The sequence below is a fragment of the Burkholderia sp. FL-7-2-10-S1-D7 genome (assembly GCF_001524185.1).
In the GTDB taxonomy this organism is placed as follows: Bacteria; Pseudomonadota; Gammaproteobacteria; order Burkholderiales; family Burkholderiaceae; genus Burkholderia; species Burkholderia diffusa.
The window spans coordinates 1-642 of the sequence record NZ_LOWY01000093.1 but is presented as its reverse complement, the minus strand read 5'-3'; the positions used below and the strand labels follow the sequence as shown (position 1 = coordinate 642).

The window sequence follows — 642 nt, the reverse complement described above, 5'->3', positions numbered from 1 at the left end:
GGCCTGCGCATGTATCCGCAGCGCAACCTGCTCGATCGCGAGACCGCGCTGCGCATGTGGACCGAATACGTGACGTGGTTCTCGAACGAGGAAGGGAAGAAAGGGCGTGTGGCCGTCGGGCAGCTTGCGGACCTGGTGGTCCCGGATCGCGATTTCTTTGCGTGCGCCGAGGACGACATCGCGGGCACGACCGCATTGCTGACCGTGGTCGGCGGAAAGATCGTATGGGGCGCAGGGCCGTTCGCGTCGCACGACGCGCCGATTCCGCCCGCGATGCCGGACTGGTCGCCCGTGCGCGAGTACGGCGGCTATGGCGGCTGGGGCGCGACGCAGCGCAACGGCGCACCGCTGCAACGGGCGGCGGCCGCAGCGATGTGCGGATGCGCGAATGCCTGCAACGTGCACCAGCATGCGCACGCGGGTGCATGGGCAAGCGCATTGCCGACGTCCGACGCGAAGGGCTTCTGGGGCGCGTTCGGCTGTTCGTGCTGGGCGATCTGACATGTCGACGCGCACCTTCTACGGCAACCCGGCATGGGTCCGCGTGCTGCTTGCGCAGCCGTGGGTCGGTGCGCTGGTACGGCTTGCACTCGTTTCCGCGTTTCTGATCGGCGGGATCAACAAGGCGATGCATTTCGACGA

At 67.4% G+C, this 642-nt stretch carries 1 protein-coding gene and 1 pseudogene; both read left to right on the top strand.

Annotation, left to right across the window (positions count from 1 at the left end; genetic code table 11):
• On the top strand, positions 1–501 hold a 501-nt coding region (locus tag WS75_RS27700; protein WP_156429906.1), incomplete at its 5' end, for an amidohydrolase family protein.
• 1 nt (position 502) lies between these two features.
• Positions 503–642 (top strand): annotated as a pseudogene (locus WS75_RS34805) (DoxX family protein); the annotation flags it as partial.